Origin of the sequence: Marichromatium sp. AB32, assembly GCF_003718675.1 — a bacterium.
Classification (GTDB): Bacteria; Pseudomonadota; Gammaproteobacteria; order Chromatiales; family Chromatiaceae; genus Marichromatium; species Marichromatium gracile.
In genome coordinates, this window is record NZ_RHFJ01000111.1 from 1 (window position 1) to 2451 (window position 2451).

Genomic DNA, 2451 nt, shown 5'->3' on the forward strand with positions numbered 1-2451 from the left:
CTCGGATCGATGGGGAGCGTACACTTGGGGTGGCTGGGTTGCGGCAATCGTCGGGGGCGGGTTGGCGTTCGCGGTCGAGGGGCTGCGGTTGGTGATGGGGTTGGGGGTCGATCCGACGAATGTTTGGGTTGGGGGTGGTGGGGCGTGGATTGGATGGGGGGTGGTTCGGTCTCGGTGGGTGCGGGATCGGTGGGGGTGATTGAGGAGTGGTTGGGGCTGTGCTGTTCCGGAGGAAACGCACGGGACCGAAGCGACCGATCAAGTCGTGCCTATTGAACACATTTTTTGCCACACGCAATACAGCCGACCATTTCATGACGCATGAACACACGGAGCGAAAGAATCAACAACAGAAAGGGAAAAGAATAAAGAAACAGCACGAACTCAAGCGCTAGAACAAAAAACCGAAAAATAAAAAACAAGGCAGAAGAATGAAAAGGATTGTTTTTGCAGCAGCTGTATCCACAGTAACTTTTGGATGTGCAACTTCACCGGAAGATCTTGGGTCAGCATATGTATCGCCCCTGAAGTACAAGGACTATGACTGCGAGCAAGTAGAGATGGAAATGGAGCATGTCTCCCAGAGAACAGTAACCTTATATCAAAGTCTCAAAAGGACCGCAGACAACGATGCAGCGCAGATGGGGATAGGACTGGTCCTGTTCTGGCCTGCCCTCTTCTTCCTGGAAGGCGGAGATGGGCCAGAAGCCCAAGAGTACTCCACCCTGAAGGGTGAATTCGAAGCACTAAGAACGGTCTCGGTGCAAAAAGGCTGCAAACAGCAAGACATGCCAAAATCTCCTGAGGAAATCATAAAAGAAAAAGCAAGCAGAGAAAAAGAGCAGAGAGAAAGCCACTTGCTGACCGAATAAATCCAGCCGCCCTGAAAAATCAATGCTAGCGAACTCTTTTCAAAGATCAAGTGTTCGCTGGCATTACTCCGAATTACTAGAATAAACACTTAGAAGCAACAGAGACACCGAAGGAACCCCCCCTTTTAGGCCCATTCATAAATAGACACTGCGGCATATCCGCGACGGTTGAGAAACTCGATTGGTGAAAGATCGCCGAGCGATTCCTGCGGTCGGCGCAGGTTGCATTGGATTGACAACGATTAAGGATAAAAGAGGATAAAAGGGACACCCGGAGGATAAAAGGGGATAAAGATAAAAGGGACACCCATTTACCGTTGACGCTCTTGAGGCCCTCTCCTACGCTTCCTCCAACACCCCCAGCGGAGATGCCCCATGACTCGTCCCCGCGCCTCGCTCGTCTCCTTGTCTGATACGCCCTGGTATCACGTCGTCACGCGGTGCGTGCGCCGGGCGTATCTCTGCGGCTTCGATCGGCTGACCGGGCGGAGCTTCGAGCATCGGCGCGGGTGGGTGGAGTTGCGGTTGCGTCAGCTCGCGGGGGTGTTCGCGATCGATGTGGCGGCCTATGCGGTGATGAGCAATCACGTGCATCTGGTGGTGCGGGTCGATGCGGATCGGGCGGCGGGGTGGTCGGATGCCGAGGTGTTGCGGCGCTGGCGGTGTCTGTTCCGGGGGCCGATGGTGGTGGAGCGGTTTCTGTCGCCTGCGACGCGGGCCGGGATGACCGAGGCGGAGCTGGAGGTGGTCGCAGGGTTGGTTGCGACCTACCGGGCGCGGCTGGCGGATCTCTCGTGGTTCATGCGGGTGTTGAACGAGTCGATCGCGCGGGCGGCGAATCGGGAGGATGGGGTTCGAGGACGGTTCTGGGAGGGGCGTTTTCGTTCGCAGGCGATCCTCGACGAGACGGCGCTGCTGGCGGTGATGGCCTATGTCGATCTCAACCCGATTCGGGCCGGGATCGCGGAGACGCCGGAGGAGAGTGCGCATACCGGGATTGCGGCGCGGATCGCAAAGCGTTAAAGGGACACCCATTTACCGAGGCCGCCGCCGGACGGCTCGGCTGGCTGTGGGCGCCGGTCTCCGACCAGGGCACGGTCTGGGCCCTGGCCCACGGCCTCGCCGAGATCCTCACCGCGTTGCCGCTCGGCATCCTCCTCGCCCGTCACCGTCGCGGCCCCGGCACCCGCGCCGCCGCCGTGGTGCTCGGGCTCGCCCTCGGACTGGCGATCGAACTGGTTCAGGTGCTGCTCGTCTCCGGCGTCTCCCAAGGCGTCTCGGTACTCACCCGCGCGCTCGGGGCCGGACTCAGCGCCGGGCTCGTCACCGCCCTGCGCGACCTCGCCCCCGCCACCCGCGCCGCGCTCCCGCGTCATGCCCGCCGGGCCTCGCTTGCCCTGCTCGGCCCCTACCTGCTGCTGCTCGTCGAACTCCAGCTCGGCGGCCTCCCCATGTCAACTCCCCCTTTTTAGGTCCATCCCATAAATAGACACTGCGGCATGTCCGCGGCGGTTAAGAAACTCGATTGGTGAAAGATCGCCGAGCGACTCGTGCGGTCGGCGCAGGTTGTATTCGTCGA

Annotated in this window: 2 protein-coding genes and 1 pseudogene; all 3 read left to right on the top strand. The window is 59.8% G+C overall.

Annotated features, from left to right (window positions below; genetic code table 11):
- Positions 1–431 precede the first annotated feature (431 nt).
- The 3 genes and pseudogenes from EBL85_RS16580 to EBL85_RS16590 all read left to right on the top strand — a co-directional run bounded on the left by EBL85_RS16580 (position 432) and on the right by EBL85_RS16590 (position 2344).
- Positions 432–872 (top strand): metal ABC transporter ATP-binding protein, encoded by a 441-nt coding sequence (locus EBL85_RS16580; RefSeq protein ID WP_123143488.1) that lies wholly within the window; start codon positions 432–434, stop codon positions 870–872.
- Positions 873–1247: 375 nt separating this feature from the next.
- Positions 1248–1886: pseudogene (locus tag EBL85_RS16585) on the top strand (transposase); the annotation flags it as partial.
- 125 nt (positions 1887–2011) lie between these two features.
- The gene (locus tag EBL85_RS16590) at positions 2012–2344 is read left to right on the top strand and encodes a VanZ family protein (RefSeq protein WP_123143489.1); all 333 of its coding nucleotides are present in this window, start codon (positions 2012–2014) and stop codon (positions 2342–2344) included.
- Positions 2345–2451 lie beyond the last annotated feature (107 nt).

Coding starts and splice junctions, on each gene's coding strand:
- EBL85_RS16580 (WP_123143488.1), top strand. CDS start 432: ATGAAAAGGATTGTTTTTGCAGCAGCTGTATCCACAGTAACTTTTGGA.